Below are 21,954 nucleotides of genomic sequence, written 5' to 3' on the forward strand. Positions count from 1 at the left end.
GTAGCAACCCGTTCCCTGTAGCAGCTGCCGAGCCTGCGAGGCTGCGAAGCAGTCGTACAACCCGAATGCGCGGTCTTTCTGAAACACCGCATTGCCTGATTTCACGACCGCTGCGCAGCCGAACGCAGCCTCGCAGGCTCGACAGCTGCTACAGGATCGGGGGTGGTCCTGGCATGCTGCCCCACATGTGGGGAAATCCCCACTCACAGCGGCGCATCCACAGCCAGACCTTGCAAACGCCGGTATTGGCGCAGGACGCTGGGCACATAGCGCTGGGTTTCGGCGAACGGCGGGATCACCCCGCCACGGCTGAGCACCGCTTGCGGCCCGGCGTTGTAGGCCGCCACGGCGAGGCTGATGTCATTGTCGAACATCGTCATCAGGCGCTTGAGATAACGGGCGCCGCCCTGGATGTTGGCCTTGGGGTCGTAGACATCGGCCACCCCCAATTCCCGTGCGGTGTCGGGCATCAATTGCATCAGCCCGCCCGCGCCTTTGGGTGACGTCGCGCCAGAGTTGTAGCGAGACTCGGCCTGGATCACCGCATGCAACAGCGCCGCCGGCAAGTGATTGGCCGTGGCCGCCGCCGAAACCAGTTCGGCATAGGGTTGCGCGGCGATCATCTGCGGCTGCTGATCGAGGCTGACCAGCGCCTTTTCGGGCTCATGAATCACCCGTTCATACGTGCGGCCGGGACGGTGGACATTGGACAAAACGTAGCTGCCCTTGGCGTCCACGGAAACGAATACATCGGCCTGAGCGACGCCGGCCAGCAGCAGCCAGCCGAGCAGTCCTGTGGTGAATGTTTTCATGTTCTTGCCTCCCCTGACCGGCCCCGAAAAATGGGGGTATTGCCCCAATGGCCGGTAGTAAACCAGCCATACGCAAGCACTGTGCCGAAAGCCCGAAGGCCGGTAATTCAGGGGTTGCAGAAGGATGTCCGGGGGTGAGCATGGCAATTGCATAGGCCTTTATTGCGACCCTTCTGCCGACTCTGTGAGGTCATCATGAATCAGCGTGTGAATCGTGCCCCGCGTACCCAAAGCGGGTTCACCCTGCTTGAACTGTTGGTGGTGCTGGTGGTGCTGGGGCTGTTGGCCGGCATCGTCGCGCCGAAGTATTTCGCCCAGTTGGGCCGCTCCGAAGTGAAGGTGGCCAAGGCGCAAATCGAAGGCCTGGGCAAGGCGCTGGATTTGTACCGTCTGGAGGTCGGCCATTACCCATCGACCGAACAGGGCTTGCAGGCGCTGGTCACGGCGCCCAGCGATGAAACCAAATGGACCGGCCCCTACCTGCAGAAAAAACTGCCGCAGGATCCGTGGGGCCGTAACTACACCTATCGCCACCCCGGCGAAAACGGCGAGTACGACCTGCTGTCCATGGGCAAGGACGGCCAACCCGGCGGCGAAGGCGAAAACGCCGAAGTCACCAGTTGGCAATGACGGGGGTGGCGACCATGCGCTTTCATCTCAAGGCTGTGGGCAAGGCCGGTGTGGTGTCGATGACCGTCGAGGCGCCCGGCCACAGCGAAGCCCGGCGCATCGTCGAAGACCAGGGCCTGCGGGTGGTCAGCCTGCACGCCGAGCGGCACTGGCGAGCGTTGCGCTTGCAAAAGCGCGAGACCTTCAACCTGGTGTTGTTCAGCCAGGAACTGACCACGCTGCTCAACGCCGGCCTGCCGTTGATTGATGCGCTGGAAAGCCTGGCGGAAAAAGAAAATGCGCCACAGGCGCGTAAAACCTTGAGCGAACTGGTACGCCTGCTGTACGAGGGCAAATCGTTCTCCCAGGCGTTGGGCCAATTGTCGGCGGTGTTCCCGCCGCTCTACGTGGCGCTGGTTCAGTCCAGCGAGAAAACCGGCGCCGTGGGCGATGCCCTGGGCCGCTATGTCAGCTATCGCCAGCGCATGGACGAAGTTCGACAAAAGATCGTCAGCGCGTCGATCTACCCCCTGCTGTTGCTGGTGGTGGGCGGTGGCGTGGTGTTGTTTCTGATGGGCTACGTCGTGCCGCGCTTCAGCCTGGTGTTCGAAGGGCTGGGGTCGAACCTGCCGTGGTTGTCGCAAATCCTGATGAGCAGCGGGATGTTCCTGCACGCCCATCAGGCTGAATTTTTCGGCACGTTTGCGGCCATCGTCGTCGCCCTCGGCTTCCTCCAGCGCCAACCGGCCTTTCGTCGGGGCGTGGACCGGGTGATCGAAAAACTCCCGGCGGTCCATCAGCGCATCTTCATGTACGAACTCGCGCGTTTTTATCGCTCCCTGGGGATTCTGCTGCAAGGCGGCATCCCGCTCGTCACTGCCATGGGCATGGTCCGCGGCTTGCTCACTGTCGCTTCCCGTGCACGCCTGGACCAGGCTTGCGAGCGGGTGCGCGAAGGTCAATCGCTGTCCACCGCGCTGGAACTCAATCACCTGGTGACCCCGGTGTCCCTGCGTTTGCTGCGTGCCGGTGAACAGTCCGGCAACCTCGGGCAAATGATGGAACGCAGCGCCGACTTTTACGACGAAGAAATCAGCCGCTGGATCGAATGGTTCGTGCGGCTGTTCGAACCCCTGCTCATGACCTTCATCGGCCTGCTGATCGGAGTCATCGTCATTCTGATGTACATCCCGATTTTCGAGTTGGCCTCCAGCATTCACTGACCCGGAACAGGGTCGCCCTGCACGGTGCAATGCTTATTTACGTTGCAACCGAATAAATCCGTTCGTTGCGGTGTTTACCAACGTTCCAACTGATTTTATGAATGCAGCACGTTGCATTGTTCATCAACGTTCCAATCTGAATTAGAAGACGGAGAACGACATGCACATCAACAAGCTTTTACTGGCAGTAGCAATTGGCGCAGTCCTGTCGGCGTCAACTGTATTGATACCGGACAGCCTGTCCGGTGTATCGAGCGCTCAGGCCAAGGATGGTGGGAGTGGCGGAGGGGGCGGCGGTTCTGGCGGTGGTGGCGGCAATGGCGGTGGCGGCGGTGGTGGTTCCGGCGGTGGCGGCAATGGTGGCGGAAGCGGTGGCGGCGGCAATGGCGGTGGAAGCGGTGGCGGCGGTAATGGCGGTGGTCACGGTGGCAGTGGCAACGGCGGCAACAGTGGCGGTGGTCACGGTGGCAGTGGCAACGGCGGCAACAGTGGCAGTGGTCACGGTGGCAGTGGCAACGGCGGCAACAGTGGCAGTGGCGGCAACAGCGGCAGCGGTCACAGTGGCAGCGACCATGGTTCGGGACATTCCGGCAACACAGCCTCATCCTCCGGGCGCAGCGGCACTCACGCCGAACCGGGTGACGATCACGGCGTTCATCAAGCAGGCGAAGTCGGCCACAATCGCGGCGTTCATCACGCCGGTGAAATTGGCGATGACCACGGCGTGCATCGCTCCGGTGAAATGGGTGACGACCATGGTGTCCATCGCTCTGGCGAAATCGGCGACGACCACGGCGTGCATGTCGGTGGCGAGCCTGGCGATGACAAAAGGTCCTGACGACCACTGATGTTCAATCAACCCACAAAACCCTGTGGGAGCGGGCTTGCTCGCGAAAGCGGAGTGTCAGATGACATCAATGTCGACTGACCCACTGCCTTCGTGAGCAAGCCCGCTCACACATTAAATCGCGTGGATGTCACAGGCCGTCGATCTACAAAACGTCCTCAGCCTGATCCAGCCGCTCGCGCAAAAACTCGATCAACGCCTGCACCGGTCGAGAACGCTGGCGGTGCTGCGGATACACCGCCGATAACGTCAGTGGCTCAGGCCGAAACTCATCCAGCACCGGCACCAGCCTTCCGTCCTTCAACGCAGAATCGACAATAAACGTCGGCAAGTAAGTAATCCCCATCCCGGCGATGGCCGCGTCCCTGAGCAACTCTCCGTTGTTGACCCGCATCCGCCCGGTGACATGCACCGCCAACGGTTTGCCCGATCCTTCGAAACGCCATTGCACCTGCCGCCCGTGGCCATAAGGCAGGCAGTCATGTGCGTGCAAATCTTCGGGTTTGAGCGGCGTACCGCGTTCAGCCAGGTAAGCCGGACTCGCGCAGTACACCCGCTGAATGGAGGCGATGCGGCGCGCAATCAGTGTCGAGTCTTCCAGAATGCCAATGCGCAACGCCAGGTCGTAGCCCTCGCCGAGCAAGTCCACCGGGCGATCGGTCAAATCCATTTCCACCGTGACATCGCGATAACGCTGCAAGAACACCGGCAGCAGAAGCCCCAGGTGCGCCAGCGCAAACGACAACGGCGCACTCACGCGAATGGTGCCGCGTGGCTCGGTGGTCTGGCCGGCGATGCCCTGCTCCACTTGCTCGACTTCACTGAGCAGGCGCAAGGCCGACTCGTAATAACTCTGCCCCAGCGGCGTCACGTCCAGGCGCCGGGTCGAGCGATTGAGCAGCCTTACACCGAGGCGCTCTTCGAGTTGCATCAACCGTCGGCTGACGAATTGCTTGGACAGACCCAATTGATCGGCCGCTGCGGTAAAGCTGCCGGAGTCCATGACCTGGCAAAAAATGCGCATATCTTCGAACGGATTCATTGTCATGCTCTGATTGACAGTCAGGCACTTTATAACCGTATTCCCCTCTCAATGGGTATCAGCGCACTCCTTGTAGGAGCGAGCTTGCTCGCGATGGACGTTAACGCTAACGCGTGTTGGCTGGATAAACGCGTCGCCTTCAGGTCCATCGCGAGCAAGCTCGCTCCTACAGGGATCGGTGTTTTTCTTTATTTGGAGGTGAGCACCGAATAGCTGTTCATCAGGTTGCGGTAGTTGGGAATGCGCGGCGACAGCAGGTTCGCCAGGCCTTCCATGTCGTTGCGCCAGTCGCCTTGCAGCTCGCACGCCACCGAGAACCAGTTCACCAGTTGAGCACCGGCCGCCGCCATGCGCGCCCAGGCTGCCTGCTGCACGGTTTCGTTGAAGGTGCCCGAGGCGTCGGTCACCACGAACACTTCAAAACCTTCCGCCAACGCCGACAGTGTCGGGAAGGTCACGCACACGTCGGTCACCACACCCGCGATGATCAGTTGCTTGCGGCCCGTGGCTTTAACCGCGTTGACGAAATCTTCGTTGTCCCAGGCGTTGATCTGGCCTGGACGCGGGATGTAGGGCGCGTCCGGGAACTGCTCTTTGAGCTCTGGCACCATCGGGCCGTTCGGGCCGTTTTCGAAGCTGGTGGTGAGGATCGTCGGCAGCTTGAAGAACTTCGCCACGTCGCCCAGGGCCAGCACGTTGTTCTTGAATTCGTTTGGCGAGAAATCCTGCACCAGTGAGATCAGGCCGGTCTGGTGGTCGACCAGCAGCACAACGGCGTCATCTTTGTTCAGGCGTTTGTACGGAACGTTGCTCATGTGAAACTCCTCGATGGATGGTTGTCGCTTAAGGTGCCGGCACACTGGACCGGCACTTTTCAGTAATCGTCAGAAGGCAAAGCACGAGCAACCGAAGGCGCCCCAGAAACCGGCGAAATCGCTGACCGGCGCGTTCGACAAGCGCGCCCGATCATGGCTGTGGGCATGCACGCCGCACGGTCCGCTGCAATGGTGAACCTGCGCCTGCATCGGTGAAGTCGGGCGCCAATGCCCGGGGACTTTCACCACCGGCGACCAGTCCGGGAGCACTGGCACGCTGGCCGGGCCGAGTTTTTCGAAGTCACCGGCGGCGTACACCACCTTGCCGCCGACCACGGTCAACACCGACTCGATCCACTTGATCGCTTCTTCATCGACGCTGAAAAAGTCCGCACTCAGGGCCGCGACGTCCGCCAGTTGGCCGACCTTGATCATGCCCTTCTTGCCCTGCTCGGAAGAAAACCAGGCGCTGCCGTGGGTGAACAACTCCAGCGCGGTTTGACGTGACAGGCCCTCGGCATGCAGTTCCAGGCCACCGACGGTGCGACCACTGACCATCCAGTACAACGAGGTCCATGGGTTGTAGCTGGACACCCGAGTAGCGTCGGTGCCGGCACCCACCGGTACACCTTCGGCCAGCATGCGTTTGATCGGCGGCGTCGCTTCGGCCGCTTTGGCGCCATAACGCTCGACGAAATATTCACCCTGGAACGCCATGCGATCCTGAATCGCAATGCCGCCGCCGAGCGCCCTCACCCGCTCGATGTTCTGCGGCGTGATGGTTTCCGCATGGTCGAAAAACCACGGCAGGCCGTTGAACGGAATATCGCGATTGACCTTCTCGAACACGTCGAGCATGCGGCTGATCGATTCGTTGTACGTCGCGTGCAAACGGAACGGCCAGCGCTGCTCGACGAGGTGGCGCACCACCGGTTCCAGTTCGTCTTCCATGGTTTGCGGCAGGTCGGGGCGCGGTTCGAGGAAGTCTTCGAAATCCGCCGCCGAGAACACCAGCATTTCCCCGGCGCCGTTGTGCCGCAGGTAGTCGTCGCCCTGGTGCAGGGTGACGCTGCTGGTCCAGTTCTTGAAATCGGTCAGTTCTTCCTTGGGCTTCTGGGTGAACAGGTTATAGGCGATGCGAATGGTCAGTTGCTGGTCCTTGGCCAACTGCTCGATCACCTGGTAATCGTCCGGGTAATTCTGGAAACCACCGCCGGCATCGATCGCGCTGGTGAGGCCGAGACGGTTGAGTTCGCGCATAAACTGACGCGTCGAGTTGACCTGATACTCCAGCGGCAACTTTGGCCCCTTGGCCAGCGTCGAGTAGAGAATCATCGCGTTGGGCCGTGCGACCAGCATGCCGGTCGGGTCACCATTGGCATCGCGCACAATCTCGCCACCCGGCGGGTTCGGCGTGTTGCGGGTGTAACCGGCGACGCGCAACGCGGCGCGGTTGAGCAAGGCGCGGTCATACAAATGCAGGACGAACACCGGCGTGTCGGGTGCGGCCTGATTGAGTTCTTCCAGGGTCGGCATGCGTTTTTCGGCGAACTGGAATTCGTTCCAGCCACCCACCACGCGCACCCACTGCGGCGTCGGCGTGCGGTCGGCCTGATCCTTGAGCATGCGCAAGGCATCGGCCAGCGACGGCACGCCTTCCCAACGCAGTTCGAGGTTGTAGTTTAAGCCGCCACGGATCAGGTGCAAGTGCGAGTCGTTGAGGCCGGGAATGACGCAGCGCCCCTTGAGGTCAATGACCTGGGTGCCCGAACCGCGCAGGGCCATGGCCTCGGCATCGGTACCGACCGCGACGAAGCGACCGTCGCGGATGGCCACGGCACTGGCGAGTGGATTTTCACGGTCAACGGTATGAAATTGGCCATTGAACAGAATCAGATCGGCGTTCATCGCGTTTCCTTGGAGGGAGTGGAATGGGACAGCCAGGGCGCGAACAATCGGGTCGCCATGGGCATGAACAGGTACACCACCGAGACCACGATGGTCAGCGTGATCAGGAACGTGGCGACCACATAATTGGAGAGCAAAGCGTTGAGCCGCAGCAGCGGCCCCCAGATCAGCGGCACCAGCAAGGTGTGCGGCAGAATCACCAGCAACGTCACCACGGCCTGCTTCCAGCGCGGCGGTGGCGTGGCAGCGTCAGCCTGCGGGGCGAACCAGAATTCATTGACCGGATTGACCTCGGTCTGGTCGCCGTCCGCCAGCATCGGCGTCGCTTCGTTGACCAGCGCCAGCCGTTGCGGCGAGTCAAGCCAACGCTGCATGGCGTCGGTGGAGCAAAAGCGCAGCACGCAGGTGTACATGTCGAGACCGGCATTCTTGCCGCGCATCACGTCCACGCCCAAGTGCCCTTCCTGCTGCCCGGCAACACTGACAATGTTGCGTAACCAGGCCTCATAAGGCACTTCAAAACCGGCCTTCACCCGGTGTTTGATCACCAGGGTCACGACTTCCTCGAAACCCCGTGCGGGAGTGTCGATTGCGTTGGATTCAGGCATAACGAAAGGCTCCGGCAAATCGATGATTGATCGCCAGCCGTCCCGGCCCGGCAATGAAGAGGCTGGTGAACAGAATCAACAGCAGCCAGCCGAACTGCCCTTCATCGATGCTCCATTGCGGATGCACAATCACCAGCGCCACCAGCAGCAGAAACAGAATGGGCAGGCACGCCAAACGCACCAGCGCCCCGGCGATGATCAGCAACGGACACAGCACCTCGGCGACTATCGCCAGCATCAACGTGAGGTTCGCCCCCAGGTGAAAAGGGTCTTCGATGCGTTGCAGTTCCGCGCTGTAGTTAAGCAGCTTCGGCAAACCATGCACCCACAACAAAAACAACCCACCGCTGACCCGCAGAAACAACAGCCCGAAGTCCTGGGCCCGCTCATCCCATCGCGAAGTGTTCATGGTCGACCTGCACAAAAGAAAAACCACCGGCAGATGCTTCGCCGGGACCGATTCGATAGTGCCGGTGCGAGGGCGAGGAAAATTGAATGTACGTGCTCTTTTTGCGGGTGAGCCCAGACTGTAAAAACCAACACAGCTCCCCTGTGGGAACGGGCTTGCTCGCGATGGCGGAGTGTCAGGCGACATCAATGGTGAATGAACCACCGCAATCGCGAGCAGGCTCGCTCCCACAGTTTGATCGCGGGGCATCAGCAGGAGATTGGCTGGCAGGCCAGCGCCTACAGGGCCGGGATGTTTAGCGGCTCCGACATAAACTGACTAATGCGCGCCCGCAACCACCGCTCCGCCGGATCATTGTCGTGCACCCCACTCCAGGCCATCGACAACTGCGCCGCCTCGATCGGAAACGGTGGTTCCTCCGCCCGCAACGCACACCCCTCAACCAACGCACACGCCGCATAATCCGGCACCGTCGCAATCATCTCAGTCCCGGCCAGCAACGCCCGCAAACCACTGAACTGCGGAACCCCCAACACCACCCGCCGACAGCGCCCGATCTTGGCCAGATCAAGGTCAATGTTGCCGCTCAAGTCCCCCGAAAACGAAACCATCGCATGGGGCCGCGCGCAATACTCATCCAGCGTCAGCGCCCCCGGCCGCTTATCGCCGCGCAGCACCTTGCACGCAATGTCCCGCAGCTTCTTGCGCTTGGCATTCGCCGGCAAATCCGTGGTGTAACTCACCCCCACCGAAATCTCCCCGGAGGCCAACAACGCCGGCATCAACAGATAATTGGCCCGACGCACCACCACGATGATCCCCGGCGCCTCCTCCCGCAATTGCGTCAACAACGGCGGAAACAAACCGAACTCGGCATCGTCCGAAAGACCAATACGAAACACATCGCAACTGGTCGCCGGATCAAACTCCTTGGCCCGACTGACCGCCCCCGAGATGGTATCCATCGCCGGCTGCAGCTCCTTGAGAATCGCCAACGCCCGCCCCGTCGGCTCCATCCCGCGACCGTTGCGCAACAGCAACGGATCGTCGAACAGATCGCGCAGTCGTCCCAGCGCCGCACTCACCGCCGGCTGGCCCATGAAGAGTTTTTCAGCGACACGGGTCAGGTTCTTTTCGAACATCAACGCTTCGAAAATCACCAACAGGTTCATGTCGACACGGCGCAAATCGTTACGGTTCATAGGCACGGATCCCTTGTGTATTCAGCCAGGCGCGAGGATGACAATTGTGTCTGACTTTACTCAAGACTGCCCTCCACGAACGAGGAATTAACAACGTTTAACTCGCCTGCCAGAGCCCCTGCGCCCAAGAATTGAATCCCATCGACACGGACATTTGCCATGGCGCACCTTCAGCAAAATTCCGCCGGAACAACCGTCACTGAAACACGCAAGAAAACCACCGGCGGCCTGACCCCATGGCGCGAACTCCTGGCCAAGCAACTGATCCTCGACCGGCTCGGCGAAACCGTGGAAGTGACTGAACTGGCACGCGCCTGCGCCCTCTCACGCAGTCACTTTTCCCGCGCGTTCAAGTGCAGCACCGGGCTGTCGCCCCAGGACTGGATTCGTCAGCAGCGCATTGCCCGGGCCAAGCAACTGATCCGGGACACCGACCTCAGCCTCACGCAAATCAGCCTCGAATGCGGCTTTTGCGATCAGGCGCATTTCTGCCATATCTTCACCCGCAGCGAAGGCATCAACCCGTTCGCCTGGCGTTGCCGCGCGGCACGTTCCCAGCCCCTCCGCCCCACCTTCACCGCCCAACTTCACGCCTCATAAATCCCGGCGCACGCCGTAGCAGCTGTCGAGGCTGCGAGGCTGCGCCGGGGCACATCAACCCTTGAGGAATGCCAGCAGATCAGCGTTGAGCTGATCCTTGTGGGTGTCGGTCAAGCCATGGGGCGCGCCGGGGTAAACCTTCAGCGTTGACCCCTTGACCAATCTTGCCGAAGCGATGCCCGCCGCTTCGATCGGTACCACCTGATCCGCGTCGCCATGCACCACCAGAGTCGGCACGTCGAATTTCTTCAGGTCTTCGGTGAAGTCGGTTTCGGAAAACGCCTTGATGCAGTCATAGGCGTTCTTGTGGCCGGACGTCATGCCTTGCAGCCAGAACGCGTCGATCATGCCTTGGGAAGGCTTGGCGTCAGGTTTGTTGAAGCCGAAGAACGGACCGCTGGCGAGATCGATGTACAGCTGCGAACGGTCGGCCAGGGACGCCTGGCGAATGCCGTCGAACACTTCGATCGGCAGGCCACCGGGATTGGCGTCGGTCTTGAGCATCAGCGGCGGTACCGAGGAAATCAGCCCGGCCTTGGCCACGCGGCCGGTACCGTGGCGCCCGATGTAACGCGCCACTTCACCGCCGCCGGTGGAGAAGCCGAACAGCACGGCGTCTTTCAGGTTCAGCCACTCGATCAACTGCGCCAGGTCATCGGCGTACGTGTCCATGTCATTGCCGAACCACGGCTGGCTGGAGCGGCCATGGCCGCGGCGGTCGTGGGCGATGACCCGGTAGCCTTGGGAGGCCAGGAAGATCATCTGCGATTCCCAGCTGTCGGCATTCAGCGGCCAACCGTGGCTGAAGACGATGGGCTGACCGGTGCCCCAGTCCTTGTAGTAAATCTCGGTGCCGTCTCGGGTGGTGAACGTACTCATGCGATGTTTCCTTGGCGAGTGTGTGGGTGAATCAAACCGGTGCGTGGCCCATGCGTTCGGCCAGGCGCGCCACCCGCTCGCCCAGGTGCGCGGCGGTGTGGCGGTCTTCGGGAGGTGGGGCAAGGTCGGGGGACTGCTCGACATTCGACTGGGCCATGGCGCCCAGCGAGCTGCCGAGGCGATTCAGTTGCCCATCGAACACGCCGATGCTGCTGCGCGCCGGCAGCAGGTCGAGGCCGACCCAGATCATTGAGTGTTGCGCGGCGAACACCGCCATCTGCAACAGGGTGTTGAGTTTGTCGCCGCACAGGCAGCCGGAATTGGTGAAGCCGGCGGCGAGTTTGTCGCGCCACGGCTGGGCCAGGTAGAACGCGGCGGTGGCTTCCATGAACCCCTTGAAGGGCGCCGAGGCGCTGCCCATGTAGGTCGGGGCGCCGAAGATGATGGCGTCGGCGCGGTGCAAACGGTCCCAGTGTTGATCCACATCCTCGACCGCAATCAACTGGCAGGTGCTGCCCAGGTGCCGTTCCACGCCCTGGGCCACGGCGTGCGCCATGACTCGGGTGTGCCCGTAGCCACTGTGATAAACCACCACCACGTTGCTCATTCTGGCGTCGCTCCCTGTGTGTTAAATCCTTGTAGGAGCGAGCTTGCTCGCGAGGGTTATCAGATAAATGGAGCTTGACTGACACACCCTCGCGAGCAAGCTCGCTCCTACAGGGATCAGAGTTTTGGGCGTAGACCGGACACACGACGAGTTAAACGTTGTTAATTTTCCATGGCGCGCGAAAAGCCCCAGCGCCCTCTTTGTCGCCGTCGCGACCAATAGAAACCAGTCTGTGGACGGCGCCGGGAAATCCGCAGTCGCAGCGAACACCCGCGAGTCACCCGGCCAGCGCATTGCGCTGATCAAAAAACCTGAGGAAACTGCTCGGAAACCGCGTACTAGACGGATGCAAGCAGGAGTGACCCGTTGACCCTTTCCCCCGAACAGGCCATCCATTTCGGCCCCTACCGAATCTACCCTGGCCAACGCCTGGTGATGGAGGCCGACCAGCCCCTGCGCCTGGGCCGGCGCGCCATGGACATCCTGTTGATCCTGCTGGAGCACGCCGGCAATGTGGTCAGTAAACAGGAGCTGATGGCGCGGGTCTGGCCCAAGAGCGTGGTGGAGGACATCAACCTGCGGGTGCACATGGCGGCCCTGCGCAAAGCCCTCGGCGACGGTCAGGCCGGCCAGCGTTACATCGTCACCGTGGCCCATCGCGGCTATAGCTTTGTCGCGCCGTTTTCGCTGGAACAGATCGAGCAACATCCCGAGCACCAGGAACAACAGCCGAGCCGCCACAACCTGCCTGTGCGGCGCACGCGCCTGATCGGTCGCCAGGCCCTGGTCGACAGCCTGGTGGTCCGGCTGTCACGCCAGCGTTTCATCACCCTCGTCGGCCCCGGCGGTATCGGCAAGACCACCGTGGCCCTGCGCGTCGCCGAGCAGTTGATCGGTCGCTACCGGGACGGCATTCGCCTGTTGGACCTGGCGCCGATCAACGACCCGATGATGATCACCGCGCATCTGGCGACGCTGCTTGACCTGTCGTTGCACGATGCCGAACCGATGAGCGGCCTGGCGACGTTCCTGCGCGAGCGGCAGATGCTGCTGGTCATCGACAACTGCGAACACCTGATCGATGCCGTTGCGCTGCTCTGCGAATGCATCCTGCGCGGCGCGCCCGAGGTGCACATCCTGGCCACCAGCCGCGAAAGCCTGCGGGCCGAAGGCGAGTTCGTCGAGCGCCTGGAGTCGCTGGACTGCCCACCGCCTATCGCGGTGCTGGACCGCGCCCAAGCCATGACCTTTTCGGCCCTGCAACTGTTCGTCGAGCGGGCGATGGCCAGCCAGGACAGTTTCGAACTGAGCGATGACGAACTGCCGTTGTTGATGGAAATCTGCCACCGCCTGGACGGTATTCCGTTGGCGATCGAACTGGCGGCGGCGCAGGTCGGCCACTTTGGCTTGAGCGGGTTGCTGGCGCAGCTGCAAGGCAGTTTTCGCCTGCTCACCCAAGGCTGTCAGACCACGCTGGCGCGGCATCAAACCCTGCGCGCCACACTGGACTGGAGCTTCGACCTGCTCAGCCCCTGTGAACAAACCTGCCTGCGGCGATTGGGCGTATTCCGGGGCGGCTTCACGCTGGAGTCGGCGGCAGCGGTGATCGTCGGCGAACGCATCGAGCCGAGCGAAGTGTTTGGCTCGATCACGCAACTGGTGGCCAAGTCCCTGTTGAACGTCGAGGTGGGCGACGAAGAGGTGTTCTACCGCCTGCTCGACACCACCCGCGGCTATGCCCTGGAGAAACTCGACCAGGCCGCCGACCTGCCGGGCACTCGCGAACGCCACGCCGAACGCTGCCTCGCGTTGATGCATCAGGCCCAGAACGATTGGGAACTGATCCCGACCGGCCTGTGGATCGAGCGGTATGCCCGCAGCCTGGAAGACATTCGCTCGGCCCTCGATTGGGGCTTGAATGCTGACGGACCGCCGATGTTGGCGATCCGGCTGACGGCGACCTCGACACCGCTCTGGCAGGAGCTGTCGCTGCTCAAGGAGCACGGCGTTTATGTGCGCAAGGCGCTGGCACTGCTCGACTCGGCACCCGAACCCTGCCCCCGGTTGAAAATGGCCCTGAAGCTGGCCCTCGGCAGCTCCTGCTATCACACCCAGGGCGGCACCGCCGAAACCGTCGAAGCGTTCGTCAGCGCCAGAACCCTGGCCAAAGGCTGCAACGACGTGGCCGGCCAGCTCCGGGCGGTCTCCGGGCACATGGCGGTCAATCTCAGTTGCGGCAACTACCAGAGGGCGCTGGAGCAGAGCCTGCAATTCGACCGACTGGGCGTGGACGGCGATGCTGTGCTGTCGCTGAGCACCCATCGCTTGCGGGTGCTGGCCCTGCACTTTGCCGGGGATCAGCCACAGGCCCGGGAGAATGCCGAACAAGTCATCCAGCGCATGGCCCAGAGCGGGCACCTCAACCGCTTCACCCACGGTTTTGGCGTGCAGTACGATCAGAGCGTGGCGGCCCTGACGATTCTGGCGCGCATCCTCTGGTTGCAGGGCCACCCGGAACAAGCCTGGCGCACGGCCCGGCAGGCACTGGACATCGCAATCCAGATCAACCACGGCACGTCCATTTGCTACACCCTGGCCTTGTCCGGTTGCCTGATCGCCCACTACAACGGCAACACCCGGACCGCCCGCGATCTGCTGCGGCTGCTGCTGGAGCAAGCGCAGAAACACTCGGTGCTGCTGTTCTACACGTGGGCCCGGCACTATGCGCAGGTGATCGACCAGGCTGAAGCGCATTTGCCCACGCCACCGGGTGGCGGTTTGATCAAGGAAATCATGGTCACGCTGGACAGCGGTTTCGTCGATGACGCCCTGCTGCAACGGGCCGACACTGGGTCGGCAGGCTGGAGCACAGCGGAAATTCTGCGGGCTCGGGCCGCCACGCTGTTGGCAGACGATGACCCGGTGAATGCCGATGCGGCCGAGGCGGTGTTGATCAGGGCATTAAACGTCGCAAAACGCCAAGGCGCCCTGGCCTGGGAACTGCGCAGCGCCACCTCACTGGCGCAGCTCTGGCAACGTCAGGGCCACTATCAGCGCGCCCATCAGCTGCTGGCGCCGATCTACCACCGGTTCACCGAAGGTTTTGCCACACCGGACCTGACGACCGTCCGGCGCCTACTCGACGAGCTGCAGCGTCACTTGGCCGCCTGAGCGCCAGCGCGCCTGGCTGATGTAGCGCGCGTAACGCCTTTCAAAGGTCCGCAAGTCGCCGCTGTGCTCAAGCTTCTCAAGCGCATAGGTGCGCGTGGTATTGAGAAAGCGGTAACGGGGCACGCCACTGCCCTGCTCCAGCGACAGCAACGACTTGAGCGCCAGCCCTTCCACCACTTCAGCCAGGGTCGAGGGCAACAACGCCGCGCAACTGATCACGCCAATCGCCGCGTCCAGCGTGAAAGCCAACTTGAACACCGCCAGACGCTGCAACACGGTTTGCTCCAACAGGCTCAGCCGTTCATAGCTCCAGTCCAGCGCGGCTTTGAGCGTCTGATGCCGGGGTACGGCAGTGCGTCGGCCTTGGCTCAGCAGCTGAAAACAATTGTCCAGTTGCGCTTGCAACCCCACCAGCGCCAGCGCATCGATCTGCGCCGCCGCCAGTTCAATGGCCAACGGCAAACCATCGAGTCGGCGACAAATTTCGCGCACTGCTTTGAGGTCCTGCTCGCGCAGGGCAAAACCTTGCTGGCGGGATCGGGCCCGGCTGACGAATAACTGCACCGCCGAATACCCGAGGACTTCGGTGACACTGTGCAACGCCGAGGCCGGCGGAACCGCCAGGGCCGGCAAACGCTGGACGGTTTCCCCAGCGGCCAGCAGCGGTTCGCGGCTGGTGGCCAGGATTGACAGCCGTGGCGCCAAAACCATTAAGTCCTCGATCAATGTCCGGCAGCGCGCGTGCAGATGCTCGCAGTTGTCGAGGACCAGCAACGCATGCCGTTGCGCCAACACATCCAAGGTCGTTCCGACCTCCAGCTCAAGGGTGCGCGTCAGGTGATCGACCACCTGCGCGGGGTCATCGATCGTTGCCAGATCCACCAGCCAGACGCCGTCCTGATAATGCTGCAACAGCAGTTCGGCCACGCGTAATGCAACCGTGGTCTTGCCGATTCCGCCAGGCCCGACCAGGGTCATGAAACGCCGAACCGGCAACTGTCGGACCATACTGCCAACGACTGAGTCTCGACCGGTGACCGGCGTGAGTCGCGCCGGCAGATTGTGCTGAAGCTTCTGCACGGTCGCGATCGGCATGCCTTCGAGTTCGCGCAGCACCGGGGCGATGAAGCTGTATCCACGCTGGGGAATATTGACGATATAGCGCTGCCCGTCCTGGCCGTCGCCAAGGGCGCGACGCAAAGCGGCAATGTGCACGCGCAGGTTGATTTCTTCGACCACCGAGGTCGGCCAGACGTGGGCAATCAGTTCGTCCTTGCTGACCACATCACCCGCGCGCTCGACCAGCACCTGGAGGATATCCAGGGCGCGCCCGCCCATGCGCAGCGGCCGATCCCCTTCCAGGATCAGCCGTTGCCGCAGGTGGAAGGCGAAGGGGCCGAACCGCAGCAGCGTATCGCTGTTGATATCTCTGAGACTGTTCATGCGCGTTCACGTGCTCAAACCTGGCCCGGCGCTCAGTGCAGAAAAATCCATCGCACCCGCCCTCCAGACTCCCGCACCTCCATTGCAAAGCGTTCACGGGTATCTTGGCAGGCCTCAGTGACGGCACAACTGTCGCGGTGGGAGCGTCACGGCCATCAGGGTGCGCGCAACGGACAACAACGCTCTAACTGAACTGTTCGCGGTACTGGCTCGGGGTCAGTCCGAGCTTTTCACTGAACAGAAAACGCATGTGCCGCACGCTGCCGAAGCCGCTTTTGAAGGCCACGGTCTTGAGCGGCAGGTCGCTGGTTTCCAGCAGATTCCTGGCGCGATCGATGCGCGCACTTTGCAGGAACTCCATCGGCGTCATGTTCACTTCCCGGGCAAACACCCGAGCGAAATGCCGTGCACTCATGTTCGCAAGGCCAGCCATGTATTCGACGCTGAAGGCTTTATCGAGGTGTTCGAGCAGATGGTTTTGCACCCGAGTGACGGCCGTCTCCTGAGGGGCCACTGCGGCCGTCAACGGACTGAATTGTGCCTGCCCGCCTTGGCGCTTCATCACCACCAGCAGCACCTTGGCCACGTCCTGGGCGACTTTCTTGCCGTGGTCCTCAGCCACCACGGCCAGCGCCAGGTCGATGCCGGCGGTGACGCCGCCGGAGGTAATCAGGTTGCGGTCCATTACGTAAATCTGATCGGTCTCCACCGTCGCCTTGGGAAAACCTTTGATCAACCGTTCGGTGTAATGCCAGTGCGTGGTCACGCGATAACCGTCCAGTAAACCGGCGTGTCCCAGCACAAAGGCGCCGGTGCAGATCGAGCCGTAGCGCCGGGCTCGACTGACCGCTCCCGGAAGCCAGCGAAGCAGTGGCGGATGTTTTTCGTTGTAGGCCCCGGGGCCGCCCGGCACCAGCAGCAAGTCATAGCTCGCACCCGCCTGATCAATGTGTAGATCGGCGTGGACGCTGACACCGCTGGAGGCCCGCAGCGCGCCGGGCTCGGTGCCGATGGTCAATAGCTCATAACGTTGCTCCGGCGCCAGATAACGATTGGCGATGGAGAACACCTCCATGGGACCGGCCATGTCGAGCAGGAGAAAGTCCGGAAACACCACCATTGCCACGGTTTTCATGGGTTCAAACCACTGAGTTCATAAAAAATAATGTAAACCGGAACCCTGTGGGAGCGGGCTTGCCCGCGAAAGCGGTGGCTCAGTCACAGATGATGTTGAAGGTGACGACGCCTTCGCGGGCAAGCCCGCTCCCACAGGTTATGCGCCCGGTATCAAGAAGTGCAGCCTGTGAGAAGAATACCTGAATCGGTGCGTAAAACTGTCAACCTCAAAGGGACAGTCTTTCAATTTCCATCTACTTATTGCACTCACCAGTAAACATTAACCTTCTCCTCACTCGGACGAATCAACGTCCCCACAGGAGATTTCATCATGCTGACCCTTCGCAAAGCTTCCGATCGCGGTCTGGCCAATCATGGCTGGCTGAAGTCGTTCCATACCTTTTCCTTCGCCAGCTACCGTAACCCGAAAGAGCAGGGTTTTTCCGACTTGCTGGTGATCAACGATGACCGCGTTGCCGCTGGCAAAGGCTTTGGCCAGCACCCACATCGCGACATGGAGATTTTCTCTTATGTGCTCGAAGGTGCCCTGGAACACAAGGACACGCTCGGCACCGGCTCGGTGATCCGCCCCGGTGACGTGCAACTGATGAGCGCCGGCAGCGGCGTGGCCCACAGCGAATACAACCATTCGGCCACCCGGCCGGTGCACTTCCTGCAAATCTGGATCGTGCCGGACGTCAGCGGCGCCAAACCGCGTTATCAGCAAGAGCATTTCAGCACGCAAAAGAAACGTGGGCGTCTGCAACTGATCATCTCCCCCGACGGGGCCAAGGGTTCGCTGAAAGTGCGTCAGGATGCGCGGGTGTATGCCGCGTTGATCGACGGCAAGGAAAGCGCCGCCCTGGAGCTTGGCGTCAATCGCTACGCCTATGTGCATGTCGCTCGTGGCAGCGTTGAACTCAACGGCGTGCAGTTGCAGGCAGGCGACGGCGTACGGGTTCGCGATGAGCAGGTGCTGACCCTGAGCAACGGCGCGGATGCCGAAGTGCTGGTGTTCGACCTGCGGCCTCAAGAACTGCCGGAAATGCCATGACAGGGATTGATCTAAACCTGCGTTCAACTCCGTAGCAGCTGTCGAGCTTGCGAGGCTGCGTTCGGCTGCGAAGCAGTCGTAAAATCAGGCGCTGCGATCTCTCAGGAACACCGCGTGCGCAGGGTTTACGACTGCTTCGCAGCCGAACGCAGCCTCGCAAGCTCGACAGCTGCTACAGGGCTATCGTGGGCCCGGACGTCATTCCCCCGTCCCGGAGAATCCCGCAACAATTTCATCAATGACCACCCGCACCCGAGCGGTATGCCGCAGGTCGGCATGGGTCACCAGCCAGATGTCATACGGCACCGGTCGCGTGCGCTCCGGCCACAGCCTGACCAGCCCGTCCCTCTCCCCCATGTACAGCGGAATTTCCCCCAGCCCGATCCCCGCCGCAATGGAGCGGCGCACCAGCAGGCTGGAACTCAGGCTCGCCACAATCCGGCCACGACCCAGTGGTTCCGAGACCAGCGTCATGTCCTTGTGGCCCTGCAAATACGGCTGATACACCACCAGGTCATGCCCTTCGAACGCCGATCCTGGCGCCGGCACGCCGTGACGCTCCACATAGTCACGAGACGCAAAAAGCCCCACCGGCCAGCGCGCGATGCGTCGGGCGATCAGGTCCGGGTTATCCGGCCGGGTATTGCGCACGGCGATATCGGCTTCGCGTTTCGACAAGCTGAGAATCTGCGTCGAAGCATCCAGCTGCACCCGCACCTCTGGGTGTCGTTCATGCAATCGCGCAATGGCCGGGATCAGGAAATCGATGGCCATGGAATCCGTGGTGCTGACCCTTACTAGCCCGGTCAGCCGGTCGTCGAGCCCTTGAATCTGCCGCTCAAGCTCCAGCGCCGAATGCTCCATTTTTTCCACGGAACGCAACGCCGCTTCGCCGACCGCCGTCAACGCATAGCCCTCGGAAGTACGCAGAAACAGCGTCGCGTTCAAGGACTTTTCCAGCGCCCCGATCCGTCGGCCGACCGTGGCCTGATCAACCCCCAGCACCCGCGCCGCGCCGCGCAATGTCGATTCGCGGCAGACCGCGAGAAATACCCGTGCGTCATCCCAATTCATACCGCTCTCCTGTGATGCATATACGCATCACTGTAACGTGAAATCGCAGCGTTATTGCATCAAAGAATCTCGATATGCTGAGCACCAGAGTAAACCCACAGGACATTTCCCATGCACGGCACACCGCCTCCCTCCGAGACACCGCGCAGCGCGATCTGGCTGCCGATCTTCGCCGGCCTCAGCGCCAGCCTGGTCAGTATTGGTCTGGCGCGCTTCGCCTATACGCCGTTGATTCCATCGTTGATCGAGGCGCACTGGTTTTCCGCCAGCGACGTGGTCTACCTCGGCGCGGCCAACCTGATCGGTTACCTGATCGGCGCATTGATCGGCCGACCGCTGGCCCAGCGCACTTCCAATAAAACCGCCTTGCGGCTGATGATGCTGGCGGTGACCCTGGCGTTTTTCGCCTGTGCATTCCCGTTGTCGGTCATGTGGTTCTTTGGCTGGCGTCTGCTCTCGGGTGTTGCCGGTGGCGCAATCATGGTGTTGGTCGCCGCGACGGTGTTGCCCCATGTACCGGCGTCCCGCAGAGGCCTGGCCAGTGGCGCGATCTTCCTTGGCATCGGCCTGGGCATTGCCGGGTCAGGCACGATTGTCCCGCCACTGCTGAGCCTTGGCTTGCGCGACACCTGGTTGGGCCTGGGCCTGCTGTCACTGATCCTGACCGCGGCGAGCTGGTTCGGCTGGCCGTCATCAGCCACGCACCATGAGACCGCCACCGCGCAGGACAATACGACGCGGTCACCGACCCATCCGAGCATCTACCTGTTGTTCGCTCAATACGCATTTATGGCGGCAGGCCTGGTGCCGGCCATGGTGTTCCTGGTGGATTACGTGGCCCGTGGACTCGGCGCCGGGCCGCACGTCGGAGCGCTGATCTGGGTGATGTACGGTCTCGGTGCGATCGTCGGGCCGGTGAGCTATGGTTTCCTGGCCGATCACTGGGGTGCGCGGTTGAGCATTCGACTGGTGCTGGTGGTACAAGCGATTGCGCTGGGCCTGCTGTCGATTTCCAGTGCCTTCATGGCCCTGGCCTTGTTGGCCGTGATCCTCGGCTCGTTCCCGCCGGGCATCGTCCCGCTGGCGTTGGCCCGGGTTCACGAACTGATTCCGCAACACCATCAGCAGCAAATTGCCTGGAGCCGCGCCACCGTTTCGTTCGCCACGTTCCAGGCCATCGCCGGGTTCGCCTACTCGGCCCTGTTCAACGCCAGCGGTGGTCATCACGCCTTGTTGTTCGTCATCGCTGCCGGTGCGATTGTCGTGGCGTTGCTGCTGGAACTGGCGATGCGGTTGCTGAATCGACCGAACAAAGGGGTTTGTGTTCGGCCAACCATCGTATGAACAAAACAGACCCTATGTGGGAGCGGGCTTGCTCGCGAAAGCGTAGTGTCAGACGCCAACACTGCAGGATGTGCCGCCGTCTTCGCGAGCAAGCCCGCTCCCACACTGGATCGGTGCATCGAACTGAATCATTCGTACTCAAAACAGGTAACCCAAATGCCCCTGCCCCAAACCATGACCCTGATTGAAATCACCCAACCCGGCGGCCCCGAGGTTTTACAGCCGCGCCAAGAGCCGGTGCCAACCGCTGGCGCGGGCGAAGTGCTGATCCGCGTGCATGCCGCCGGGGTCAATCGTCCCGACGTGATTCAACGGTCCGGCAAGTACCCTATGAAACCCGGCATGAGCCCGATCCCGGGGCTTGAGGTGGCCGGTGAAGTGGTGGGCATCGGTGCAGGCGTCACCGACTTTATCCTCGGCGACAAAGTCTGTGCCCTGACCAACGGCGGTGGTTACGCACACTACTGCGTCGCACCGGCCGGCCAGACACTGCCGATCCCCGAGGGGATGGACTGGGTGCAAGCGGCGGCGGTCCCGGAAACCTTCTTCACGGTGTGGGCCAACCTGTTCGACATGGGCGGTGCCAGCAAAGGCCAGCGCGCGTTGATCCACGGCGGCACCAGCGGCATCGGCACGACCGCGCTGATGTTGTGCCGCGAATTCGGGGTCAAGGCGTTTGCCACGGCGGGCAGTGAAGATAAGTGCGCGGCAATCCGCAAACTGGGGGCCGAGGCGATCAACTATCGCGATCAGGATTTCGTCGAGGTCATCCAGGAAAAAACCGCTGGCAAGGGCGTCAATGTCATCCTCGACATCATGGGCGGCTCGTACCTGAACCAAAACATCGCGGCGCTGGGCATGGAAGGTCGACTGGTGATGCTGGGCTTCCTCGGTGGCGCCCACGCCAAGGACGTCGACCTGCTGGCGATCATGAGCAAACGCGCGATCATCACTGGCTCGCTGTTGCGCCCGCGCACCCCGGAAGAAAAAGCCTCGATCGCCGAACAGCTGCGCGAGTATGTCTGGCCGGTCCTCGCCGCCGGGCGTTGCCTGCCGATGATCGATCAGGTCTATTCGCTGACCGATGCGGCGCAGGCTCATGCGCGGATGGAAGCCGGCGACCACATCGGCAAGATCGTGTTGCGGGTGGATTGACCCGAAACCCTTGTGGGAGCGGTGAACGGCTGTCGA

Annotated in this window: 20 protein-coding genes; 8 read left to right on the forward strand and 12 right to left on the reverse strand. The window is 61.9% G+C overall.

The features are described from left to right. Nucleotides 1-203: 203 nt before the first annotated feature. On the reverse strand, nt 204-812 hold the full coding sequence (locus tag ACA057_RS20395) for a lytic transglycosylase domain-containing protein (protein WP_497341785.1): 609 nt from the start codon (nt 810-812) through the stop codon (nt 204-206). Nucleotides 813-1,007: 195 nt separating this feature from the next. Between ACA057_RS20395 and gspG the strand changes: the two genes are divergently transcribed. The 3 genes from gspG (at nt 1,008) to ACA057_RS20410 (ending at nt 3,482) form a co-directional block, all read left to right on the forward strand. Next, complete coding sequence (gene gspG / locus ACA057_RS20400; protein WP_497341787.1) at nt 1,008-1,442, forward strand: type II secretion system major pseudopilin GspG; 435 nt, start codon at nt 1,008-1,010, stop codon at nt 1,440-1,442. A 14-nt stretch (nt 1,443-1,456) separates the two neighbouring features. Next, nucleotides 1,457-2,644 carry a type II secretion system F family protein gene (locus ACA057_RS20405; RefSeq protein WP_497341789.1) on the forward strand — a complete coding sequence of 396 codons (1,188 nt, stop codon included), beginning with the start codon at nt 1,457-1,459 and terminating at the stop codon, nt 2,642-2,644. 160 nt (nt 2,645-2,804) lie between these two features. Next, complete coding sequence (locus ACA057_RS20410) at nt 2,805-3,482, forward strand: hypothetical protein (RefSeq protein WP_497341791.1); 678 nt, start codon at nt 2,805-2,807, stop codon at nt 3,480-3,482. A gap of 154 nt (nt 3,483-3,636) precedes the next feature. On the opposite strand, the gene ACA057_RS20415 is transcribed toward ACA057_RS20410, so the two are convergent. The 6 genes from ACA057_RS20415 to ACA057_RS20440 form a co-directional block, all read right to left on the reverse strand. After that, a complete protein-coding gene (locus tag ACA057_RS20415) occupies nt 3,637-4,533 on the reverse strand; it encodes a LysR family transcriptional regulator (RefSeq protein ID WP_497341793.1) in 897 nt (298 codons plus the stop codon). A gap of 188 nt (nt 4,534-4,721) precedes the next feature. Beyond that, nucleotides 4,722-5,348, reverse strand: a complete 627-nt coding sequence (ycaC, locus tag ACA057_RS20420) for an isochorismate family cysteine hydrolase YcaC (protein ID WP_059408047.1) — start codon at nt 5,346-5,348, stop codon at nt 4,722-4,724. Between the two features lie 69 nt (nt 5,349-5,417). Continuing rightward, nucleotides 5,418-7,256, reverse strand: coding sequence for an amidohydrolase (locus ACA057_RS20425; RefSeq protein WP_497341795.1), 1,839 nt, complete (start codon nt 7,254-7,256; stop codon nt 5,418-5,420). After that, nucleotides 7,253-7,864 carry an antibiotic biosynthesis monooxygenase gene (locus tag ACA057_RS20430; RefSeq protein ID WP_497341797.1) on the reverse strand — a complete coding sequence of 204 codons (612 nt, stop codon included), beginning with the start codon at nt 7,862-7,864 and terminating at the stop codon, nt 7,253-7,255. Before ACA057_RS20430 ends, ACA057_RS20425 begins: the two co-directional genes overlap by 4 nt. After that, nucleotides 7,857-8,273, reverse strand: a complete 417-nt coding sequence (locus tag ACA057_RS20435; RefSeq protein ID WP_497341799.1) for a DoxX family protein — start codon at nt 8,271-8,273, stop codon at nt 7,857-7,859. Before ACA057_RS20435 ends, ACA057_RS20430 begins: the two co-directional genes overlap by 8 nt. Before the next feature lie 278 nt (nt 8,274-8,551). Next, complete coding sequence (locus ACA057_RS20440) at nt 8,552-9,475, reverse strand: LysR family transcriptional regulator (RefSeq protein WP_497341801.1); 924 nt, start codon at nt 9,473-9,475, stop codon at nt 8,552-8,554. A 159-nt stretch (nt 9,476-9,634) separates the two neighbouring features. On the opposite strand from ACA057_RS20440, the gene ACA057_RS20445 reads away from it, so the two are divergent. Beyond that, entirely contained in the window at nt 9,635-10,075 is a 441-nt protein-coding gene (locus tag ACA057_RS20445) for a helix-turn-helix domain-containing protein (RefSeq protein WP_497341803.1), read from the forward strand. A gap of 54 nt (nt 10,076-10,129) precedes the next feature. Here the strand turns inward: ACA057_RS20445 and ACA057_RS20450 are convergent, their stop codons facing one another. Continuing rightward, on the reverse strand, nt 10,130-10,954 hold the full coding sequence (locus ACA057_RS20450) for an alpha/beta fold hydrolase (protein WP_497341805.1): 825 nt from the start codon (nt 10,952-10,954) through the stop codon (nt 10,130-10,132). Between the two features lie 31 nt (nt 10,955-10,985). Beyond that, a complete protein-coding gene (locus tag ACA057_RS20455) occupies nt 10,986-11,561 on the reverse strand; it encodes a flavodoxin family protein (protein WP_497341807.1) in 576 nt (191 codons plus the stop codon). A gap of 366 nt (nt 11,562-11,927) precedes the next feature. Here ACA057_RS20455 and ACA057_RS20460 point away from each other — a divergent pair, with 366 nt between their 5' ends. Next, nucleotides 11,928-14,732, forward strand: coding sequence for an ATP-binding protein (locus ACA057_RS20460; protein ID WP_497341809.1), 2,805 nt, complete (start codon nt 11,928-11,930; stop codon nt 14,730-14,732). Here ACA057_RS20460 and ACA057_RS20465 read toward each other — a convergent pair. Together ACA057_RS20465 and ACA057_RS20470 are read right to left on the reverse strand one after the other, a co-directional pair. Beyond that, the gene (locus tag ACA057_RS20465) at nt 14,697-16,175 is read right to left on the reverse strand and encodes an ATP-binding protein (protein ID WP_497341811.1); all 1,479 of its coding nucleotides are present in this window, start codon (nt 16,173-16,175) and stop codon (nt 14,697-14,699) included. The two genes, ACA057_RS20460 and ACA057_RS20465, sit on opposite strands and share 36 nt — an antisense overlap. Nucleotides 16,176-16,359: 184 nt before the next feature. Then, nucleotides 16,360-17,310, reverse strand: coding sequence for a GlxA family transcriptional regulator (locus ACA057_RS20470; RefSeq protein ID WP_497341813.1), 951 nt, complete (start codon nt 17,308-17,310; stop codon nt 16,360-16,362). Between the two features lie 312 nt (nt 17,311-17,622). On the opposite strand from ACA057_RS20470, the gene ACA057_RS20475 reads away from it, so the two are divergent. Beyond that, a complete protein-coding gene (locus ACA057_RS20475; protein ID WP_497341815.1) occupies nt 17,623-18,345 on the forward strand; it encodes a pirin family protein in 723 nt (240 codons plus the stop codon). Between the two features lie 198 nt (nt 18,346-18,543). Here the strand turns inward: ACA057_RS20475 and ACA057_RS20480 are convergent, their stop codons facing one another. Next, on the reverse strand, nt 18,544-19,419 hold the full coding sequence (locus ACA057_RS20480; RefSeq protein WP_497341817.1) for a LysR family transcriptional regulator: 876 nt from the start codon (nt 19,417-19,419) through the stop codon (nt 18,544-18,546). A 111-nt stretch (nt 19,420-19,530) separates the two neighbouring features. Between ACA057_RS20480 and ACA057_RS20485 the strand changes: the two genes are divergently transcribed. Both ACA057_RS20485 and ACA057_RS20490 read left to right on the forward strand, forming a co-directional pair. After that, complete coding sequence (locus ACA057_RS20485) at nt 19,531-20,763, forward strand: YbfB/YjiJ family MFS transporter (RefSeq protein WP_497341819.1); 1,233 nt, start codon at nt 19,531-19,533, stop codon at nt 20,761-20,763. 156 nt (nt 20,764-20,919) lie between these two features. Continuing rightward, on the forward strand, nt 20,920-21,918 hold the full coding sequence (locus ACA057_RS20490; RefSeq protein WP_497341821.1) for an NAD(P)H-quinone oxidoreductase: 999 nt from the start codon (nt 20,920-20,922) through the stop codon (nt 21,916-21,918). Nucleotides 21,919-21,954: the final 36 nt, after the last annotated feature.

It is taken from the genome of Pseudomonas sp. LBUM1661, from assembly GCF_059695925.1.

Excerpts from the sequence above, each read along its gene's own strand:
- ACA057_RS20405 (WP_497341789.1), top strand. The coding sequence starts at position 1,457 with ATGCGCTTTCATCTCAAGGCTGTGGGCAAGGCCGGTGTGGTGTCGATG.
- ACA057_RS20490 (WP_497341821.1), top strand. The coding sequence starts at position 20,920 with ATGCCCCTGCCCCAAACCATGACCCTGATTGAAATCACCCAACCCGGC.
- ACA057_RS20480 (WP_497341817.1), bottom strand. The coding sequence starts at position 19,419 with ATGAATTGGGATGACGCACGGGTATTTCTCGCGGTCTGCCGCGAATCG.
- ACA057_RS20470 (WP_497341813.1), bottom strand. The coding sequence starts at position 17,310 with ATGAAAACCGTGGCAATGGTGGTGTTTCCGGACTTTCTCCTGCTCGAC.
- ACA057_RS20465 (WP_497341811.1), bottom strand. The coding sequence starts at position 16,175 with ATGAACAGTCTCAGAGATATCAACAGCGATACGCTGCTGCGGTTCGGC.
- ACA057_RS20395 (WP_497341785.1), bottom strand. The coding sequence starts at position 812 with ATGAAAACATTCACCACAGGACTGCTCGGCTGGCTGCTGCTGGCCGGC.
- ACA057_RS20410 (WP_497341791.1), top strand. The coding sequence starts at position 2,805 with ATGCACATCAACAAGCTTTTACTGGCAGTAGCAATTGGCGCAGTCCTG.
- ACA057_RS20455 (WP_497341807.1), bottom strand. The coding sequence starts at position 11,561 with ATGAGCAACGTGGTGGTGGTTTATCACAGTGGCTACGGGCACACCCGA.
- ACA057_RS20445 (WP_497341803.1), top strand. The coding sequence starts at position 9,635 with ATGGCGCACCTTCAGCAAAATTCCGCCGGAACAACCGTCACTGAAACA.
- ACA057_RS20440 (WP_497341801.1), bottom strand. The coding sequence starts at position 9,475 with ATGAACCGTAACGATTTGCGCCGTGTCGACATGAACCTGTTGGTGATT.
- ACA057_RS20415 (WP_497341793.1), bottom strand. The coding sequence starts at position 4,533 with ATGAATCCGTTCGAAGATATGCGCATTTTTTGCCAGGTCATGGACTCC.
- ycaC (WP_059408047.1), bottom strand. The coding sequence starts at position 5,348 with ATGAGCAACGTTCCGTACAAACGCCTGAACAAAGATGACGCCGTTGTG.
- ACA057_RS20430 (WP_497341797.1), bottom strand. The coding sequence starts at position 7,864 with ATGCCTGAATCCAACGCAATCGACACTCCCGCACGGGGTTTCGAGGAA.
- ACA057_RS20475 (WP_497341815.1), top strand. The coding sequence starts at position 17,623 with ATGCTGACCCTTCGCAAAGCTTCCGATCGCGGTCTGGCCAATCATGGC.
- ACA057_RS20425 (WP_497341795.1), bottom strand. The coding sequence starts at position 7,256 with ATGAACGCCGATCTGATTCTGTTCAATGGCCAATTTCATACCGTTGAC.
- ACA057_RS20435 (WP_497341799.1), bottom strand. The coding sequence starts at position 8,273 with ATGAACACTTCGCGATGGGATGAGCGGGCCCAGGACTTCGGGCTGTTG.
- gspG (WP_497341787.1), top strand. The coding sequence starts at position 1,008 with ATGAATCAGCGTGTGAATCGTGCCCCGCGTACCCAAAGCGGGTTCACC.
- ACA057_RS20450 (WP_497341805.1), bottom strand. The coding sequence starts at position 10,954 with ATGAGTACGTTCACCACCCGAGACGGCACCGAGATTTACTACAAGGAC.
- ACA057_RS20485 (WP_497341819.1), top strand. The coding sequence starts at position 19,531 with ATGCACGGCACACCGCCTCCCTCCGAGACACCGCGCAGCGCGATCTGG.